Annotated in this window: 5 protein-coding genes; 3 read left to right on the plus strand and 2 right to left on the minus strand. The window is 71.6% G+C overall.

The window, feature by feature from the left end; genetic code table 11:
• Positions 1-15: 15 nt before the first annotated feature.
• Both IF55_RS30465 and IF55_RS30470 read left to right on the plus strand, forming a co-directional pair.
• Positions 16-639 carry a TetR/AcrR family transcriptional regulator gene (locus IF55_RS30465; protein WP_030877479.1) on the plus strand — a complete coding sequence of 208 codons (624 nt, stop codon included), beginning with the start codon at positions 16-18 and terminating at the stop codon, positions 637-639.
• 188 nt (positions 640-827) lie between these two features.
• Positions 828-1,517 (plus strand): LuxR C-terminal-related transcriptional regulator, encoded by a 690-nt coding sequence (locus tag IF55_RS30470; RefSeq protein ID WP_063764066.1) that lies wholly within the window; start codon positions 828-830, stop codon positions 1,515-1,517.
• A 192-nt stretch (positions 1,518-1,709) separates the two neighbouring features.
• Here the strand turns inward: IF55_RS30470 and IF55_RS30475 are convergent, their stop codons facing one another.
• Entirely contained in the window at positions 1,710-3,239 is a 1,530-nt protein-coding gene (locus IF55_RS30475) for an AMP-binding protein (RefSeq protein WP_030877473.1), read from the minus strand.
• Positions 3,239-4,384 carry an acyl-CoA dehydrogenase family protein gene (locus IF55_RS30480; protein ID WP_030877470.1) on the minus strand — a complete coding sequence of 382 codons (1,146 nt, stop codon included), beginning with the start codon at positions 4,382-4,384 and terminating at the stop codon, positions 3,239-3,241. Before IF55_RS30480 ends, IF55_RS30475 begins: the two co-directional genes overlap by 1 nt.
• Positions 4,385-4,915: 531 nt before the next feature.
• Between IF55_RS30480 and IF55_RS30485 the strand changes: the two genes are divergently transcribed.
• Positions 4,916-6,226: a cation:proton antiporter domain-containing protein gene (locus tag IF55_RS30485; RefSeq protein WP_052405177.1), complete on the plus strand. Its 1,311-nt coding sequence runs from the start codon at positions 4,916-4,918 to the stop codon at positions 6,224-6,226.
• The last annotated feature ends 109 nt before the right edge of the window (positions 6,227-6,335 follow it).

The raw sequence follows: 6,335 nt of genomic DNA on the forward strand, positions 1-6,335 counted from the left end.
AAGACGGGGGCGCACGTGCGGGGACGCAGCGGCCGACGGCCCGGCAAGCCGGACACGCGCGGCGCGATACTGGCCGCGGCCCGCGAGATCTTCGCCGAGCGCGGCTACGACGGCTCGTCCATCCGCCATATCGCGGCGAGCGCCGGCGTCGACCCGGCGCTCGTGCACCACTACTTCGGCAACAAGGAAGACCTCTCCATGGAGGTCGTCAAGGCGCCCATCGAGCCCGCGGCCGTGATGGAGGAAATCTTCGCGGAGGGCATCGAGGCCGCCCCCGAAAACGTGGTGCGCGCCTTCCTCGGCGTGTGCGAGGGGCCGGTGAGCGGCCCCGCCTTCCTCGGGCTGCTGCGCGGCGCGGTCGCGCACCAATGGCAGGCGCTGCTGCTGCGCGAGTTCTTCACCACCCAGATCGCCCGCCGGGTGGTCCGCCGGCTCGGGACGGCCGTCGACCCGGCGGAGCTGCCGCTGCGGGCCTCGCTGGTTTCGAGCCAGTTGTTCGGCCTCGCGCTGGCCCGGTACGTGCTGCGCATCCAGCCGCTCGCGGACGCCCCGCGGGAGGTCGTGGTGGCCGCGGTCGCGCCCAATATCCGCCGGCACATGATCGGCGCACTGGACGCCGGGGATCGCGAGGCCGTCTGAAATCCGCCCCTCGGAGCGGGCCCCGATATTGATCGTTTCCGGCGGAACAGACGGCTCAATATTACGAGTCGGTATAATTCACGGACCCCGCGGAGCGGTAACTCATCCTGTGACGAAAGGTTCCCCTACGGCCCTCGTCATGTTATCTTGACTAAGCGATGAGGCGCAGTACGGGGGTGCTTTACTGCATGCGCATATTAGTCATCAGTGATAGAACGGTTATCAGGGCCGGTTACCGCATGCTCTTCGAAGGTAAGCCGGATCTTGAGGTTTCCGGAGACGCCGGAGATATGCCGCAGATCGAGAACAGCGTGAATGGTCTGCGGCCGGATGTAGTCGTCATAGATTCCGAGACGAATTCGCTGGACGCGGCCGAGGTGATCCAGTTCCTCGGGGCGGCCGTGCCGAGCGCCCCGGCCCTGGTGCTCGTGGGCGAATTCGACGACCAGGTGCAGCGGCTGCTGCGGGCCGGCGCCCGCGGGCTGCTGCTCAACCGCTCCTCCCCGGCCGAGATCGTGGCCGCGGTCCGGCTGGTCGCGGCCGGGTATTCGCTGCTCTTCCCCTGCCGCGGCCGGCGGCTCGTCGACTGGTCGGCCCCGGCCGACGGCGAGGAGAAGGGGCCCGGCCGCGAGCGGCTGGGCAGGCTCACGCGCCGCGAGGTGGATGTGCTCCGGCTCATCGCCCGCGGCTGTAGCAACGCGGAGATCGCCGACGTGCTCTTCGTCAGCGAGAGCACGGTCAAGTCCCATGTCCAGCGCATGCTCGACAAGCTGGACCTGCGTAACCGGGTGCACGCGGTGATCTACGCATACGAGATCGGCATGGTCCGCACGGCCGGTCTCGCCGCCGCCGGGCTCCCGGTGGCGCCGGTGGGCTGAGAGCGGGGGCCGGAATCACCGCGGCCGGCCCCCTTCCGTGAACCCCTTCGATTTCCCGGATTCCGAGCTGATTTCCGAGATCTCAGGTCTTGGAAATCAGATCCGAGATCTCAGGTCTTAGAAATCAGGTCTCAGTAGTTCTCGGGCCTCGGATTTCTGGAATTTCCGGGAAGGTGGATGAAGGGTCATGGATCATTGGCCCGGGGTGATGTCCCGGGCCATTCGCATGCGGTCCTTCTTCCCGTTCAGGGTCCGGGGCAGCTCGTCGACCACATGCAGCGCGTCCACGATCATGTAGGAGGGCAGCCGCGCCGCCGAGAACTCCTTGAGCCCGAGGAGCGACACCCGCGCGTCCGGCGCGCGCTTGGTGACCACCGCGTGCAGCGCCGCCTCCAGCCCCGACCCGACGACGACCACCGCCGCGTCCGCCACCGCCGGATGGGCGCCGATCACGCTCTCCACCTCGCCCAGCTCCACCCGCTGCCCGCGCACCTTGACCAGATGGTCGCGGCGCCCGGCGAACTCCAGGTCACCGCCGTCGCCGACCCGCACGATGTCCCCGGTCGCGTACGGGCCGGTGTGCGGCTCCCGGCCCCAGTAACCCAGCATCACCGTCGGCCCCGACACCAGGAGTTCGTACTCCCCGTCCCGTTCCTGCGGCACCAGCGTCACGGAGTCGCCTGAACACACCGTCCCGATCGGCAGCGCCGCCGACCGCTCCGCCACATCCGCCGTCACCTCGTACGACGTGCACACATTGGTCTCCGTGGGCCCGTACCAGTTGAACATCCGCACCTCCGGCCACCGGGCGCGCAACTCCTTGACCTGTGGCAGCGGAAACGGCTCGCCGGCGAAGACGCACACCCGCAGCGCGGGCGGCGGCGCCTCCTCGAAGAGCCCGCCCTTGGCCATCATCAGCGACAGCGCGGACGGCACCGAATACCAGACCGTCAGCTCGTTCCGGCGCAGGAACGTGACCAATTGGTCCGGTGCGTAAGCGAGTTCACTGGATATCAGGTGGACCGAGGCTCCGGCGTGGAACGCGGCGTAGAGGTCGAATACCGAGAGGTCGAAGTTGAACGGGGCGTGATTGGCGAGCCGGTCGGAGGGGCCGAGCCCCAGCAGCTCGCAGGCCCACGTCACGAACGCGAGCGCGTTGCGGTGGCTCAGGCAGACGCCCTTGGGCTCCCCGGTCGAGCCCGAGGTGTAGAGGATGTAGGCGAGGTCATCAGGGGCGCCGGGGCCACCGGGGCCGCCGGGGCTGTCGGGGATATCGAGGTCGTCGAGATCGTCGGGACTGTCGAGGTCGTCGGGGCCGGCGGGGCCGTTCACGGGTCCCAGCAGTTCCTCGAAGGTCGCCAGCGGGCCCGCCTCCCACGGGGCGTCGGCGGTGCGCGCCGCGCCGCTCGCGTCCGTGACGGTCAGCGCCGCGCCGCACCCCCGGCCGATGAGCGCGGCACGGGAGGGCGGATTGGAGTCGGCCACCGGGACGTACACCGCGCCGAGCCGCAGGCACCCCTGCATCAGCGCCACGGCCCGCGTGCTCTTCCCCGCCCACAGCACCACCCGGTCCCCGGGCCGTACGCCGCGCGCGGCCAGCGCGGCGCGGCAGCGGTCGGCGAGGGCGTCCAGCTCGCCGTACGTCAGCCGCCCGTCGGGGCCGTGCACCGCGAGCGCTCCCGGATCACGCCGGGCCGCGTCGATGACGAGCTGATGCAGCATCACAGCCCCAACTCCTTCGCCGCCAGCTCCTTTTGGATCTCCGACGTGCCGGAGAACAGGAGGCTCGGGACGGCATCGCGCAGCTCGGCCTCCACGCCGAATTCGGTGAGGTAGCCGCGCCCGCCGCAGATCCGTACCGCGTCGAGGGCGTTGGCCACCGCTCCCTCGGACGCGGCGAGCTTGGACAGCGCCACGGCGAGCCGGGCGGGCCGCCCCTGATCCATCTCCCAGCAGGCGCGGTAGAGGAGCAGCCGCGCGCTCTCCAGGCGCATCGCCATGTCGACGATCCGGTGCGAGACCGCCTGAAAGCCGGTCAGCCGGCGGCCGAACTGGCGCCGCGACCGGGCGTGTTCCGACGCCCGCTCGACCAGCCGCGCCATCATCCCCACGTACCCCGCGAAGAGGCAGGCCCGCTCCCAGCCCATCGAATGCTGGAAGACCGTCGCCCCCATGCCGGGCGCGCCCAGTACCGCCGTGTCGGGTACGAAGCAGTCGGCGAAGGTCACCGCGGACGCCGGAGTGGAACGCAGCCCCATCTTGTCGAACGGCTGCCCCGCCCGTACGCCCGGCGTGTCGGCCGGCACCACGAAGGCCGTCTGACCGAGGTGGCCGGCCTCCGGGTCGGTCGTCGCGTAGGTGACGAAGACGTCGGCGGCGGGGCCGTTGCTGACGAAGCTCTTACGGCCGTTGAGCACATGGCCGCCGGCCACCGGTACGGCCGTCATCCGCAGCCGGGAGACGTCGGAGCCCGCCTCGTCCTCGGTCATGGCGTTGCCCGCGACGACCTCGCCGGAGCACATGCCGGGCAGCCAGCGGGACTTGAGGTCGTCGGAGCCGAACCGGTCGAGGGGCACGGCGCAGGCGAAGAGGTGCGCGCTCGCCGCGAAGACCAGCCCCGTGTCCTCGCACCCCTCGCCCAGCGCCTCGTAGAGCCGCGCCGTGTCCAGCGCGCCCAGCCCGACCCCGCCGTACTTGTCGGGCAGGCAGGCCCCGAGCAGCCCCATGCGCCCCAGCGCCGCCCAGTCCGTACGGGCGAACGGTTCGCGCGGCGGCCGGCCGGCGGGACCTGCGGGGAAGGCCGCGCGCACCGCCTCCAGGGTGCGTCGGTGCCGCTCTTCCTGATCAGCGCTCCAGCCGAAATCCATGAGGCTCCCCGTGGCGTGGTGTGGTGTGGTGTGGTGATGCGGCATCAGTAAGCGGCCAACGCCGCTATGGATGCCGGAGGTTGGGCGGTGTGGGGGGATGGCGTTGGGCTGGCGGCGGGGCGCCCGGGCCGTCGGGCCGACGGTGCGGCCGGGTGTGCACCCGGCGCCGGACCGATCCGCCCGCGGAGCGCTCGCGCGCTCCACCCCCACCCGCGCAAGGCTCCGTGTGACGCCCCGCCCGCCATCACCGTGCCACGGCGAGAGCGTGAACCGCGGCCCGGAGGGCGGTAATTCATCCCTTCTGCTGGGCATCATCCTCGCGGTCACCGCAACGGTGCGGAGCGCCGGGCGGCGGGTTTCCCTCCCGTGACCGATGGCGGCGGCGCCGGAGGCTCGGAAGAATTCCCACCCTCGTGCGGGGAGTTCCCACGAGTTCCCACCCTCATGTGATGGCCGGTCGCGCCGCGGAGGCGCACCGAGGCGGCTGGAGGACAGATGGCGGCGGAAGGGCTTCCGACAGAGGCGGTGGCCATGGCCGATGTGGCGATCGTGCTGCTCGCGGGCCGGCTGTTCGTCCGGCTGAGCAAACGGGTCCGCCAGCCGCCGGTGGTGGCCGAGATCGCCATCGGCATCGTGCTCGGGCCCAGCCTGCTCGGGCTGCTCCCCGGCGACCTGCCCGGCCGGATCTTCCCCGCCGACGCCCGCCCGATGCTCGCGGCGGTGGCGCAGGTCGGGCTGCTCCTGTTCATGTTCCTGGCCGGCTGGGAGATGGACCTCGGCCGGCTGCGCGGCCGCGGCCGGTCCGTCGGAGCGATGGCCGGACTCTCCATGGCCGTGCCGTTCGCGCTCGGCGCCGGGGCGGCGGCCCTGCTCGCCGGGCGCTACGCGGGCGAGGGCAGCGGCACGACCGCCTTCGTCCTCTTCCTGAGCACGGCCTTCGCCATCACCGCCTTCCCGGTGCTGGCCCGCATCATCACGGACAGCGGGCTCACCGGAACCCGAGTGGGTTCCATGGCCATGGCCTGCGCCGCGGTGGGGGACGTCCTGGCCTGGTGCGTCCTGGTACTCGTGGTCGCGGTCTCCGAGTCCGACGGGCCGGGCCACTTCTTCACCGTCGTCGGGCTCACCGCGGCGTACGCGCTGGCGATGGTCCTGGTCGTACGGCCGCTGCTGCGGCAGTTGCTCATCCGCTCGCCACGCACCGCCTCCGGCGCGAACCTGCTCGTCCTGATCGCCTCCGGCGTCTTCCTGTCCGCCTGGACGACCTCCTGGATCGGCATCCACGCCATCTTCGGCGCGTTCGCCTTCGGACTGATCATGCCGCGCGAGGCGCGGGAGCGGCTGCACCGACGCGTGGCGACGCCGCTGAGCGGGATCGTGACGCTGCTGCTGCCGGTGTTCTTCATCGTGACCGGGCTCTCCGTGGACGTGGGGCTGCTCGGCCTGGGCGGCCTGGCGGCCCTCGGGCTGATCCTGCTGGTCGCGGTCGTCGGCAAGTACGCGGGGACGGTGCTGCCCGCCCGGATGTCGGGGATGTCGTGGCGGGACGCCGGGGCGTTCGGCACGCTGATGAACACCCGCGGCCTCACCGAGATCGTCATCCTCTCCATCGGCCGCGAACTGGGCGTCATCGACCAGGAGATGTTCACCATGATGGTGCTCATGGCCCTGGTCACCACGGCCATGGCCGGCCCGCTCCTGCACTGGCTGGGCGTCACCCGGCCCCCGGCCCCGGTGCTCGCGTCGGTCCCTGACGCGGCGTCGGGTGGGGAGGGGCCGGCCGGGGCGCCGCCGGGGGAGGGGGACGGGGGGCCGTCGGCTACGGCGAGGGTGGGCCCGTGACGCGTGCTCAAGTTCAGTCGCGGGGGCTGGCGTTACGGTATCGGGCGCTCGTACTGGGGGGTGGACTGCGCCTGTGGCACGGGGTCGCTGACGGCGGAGGGCTGGGGGC

This window comes from Streptomyces varsoviensis (assembly GCF_000718635.1).
Taxonomy (GTDB): Bacteria; Actinomycetota; Actinomycetes; order Streptomycetales; family Streptomycetaceae; genus Streptomyces; species Streptomyces varsoviensis.

What these genes read in the sequence shown, in the direction of transcription:
- IF55_RS30470 (WP_063764066.1), top strand. Translation starts at nt 828, where the DNA reads ATGCGCATATTAGTCATCAGTGATAGAACGGTTATCAGGGCCGGTTAC.
- IF55_RS30475 (WP_030877473.1), bottom strand. Translation starts at nt 3,239, where the DNA reads ATGCTGCATCAGCTCGTCATCGACGCGGCCCGGCGTGATCCGGGAGCG.
- IF55_RS30485 (WP_052405177.1), top strand. Translation starts at nt 4,916, where the DNA reads ATGGCCGATGTGGCGATCGTGCTGCTCGCGGGCCGGCTGTTCGTCCGG.
- IF55_RS30480 (WP_030877470.1), bottom strand. Translation starts at nt 4,384, where the DNA reads ATGGATTTCGGCTGGAGCGCTGATCAGGAAGAGCGGCACCGACGCACC.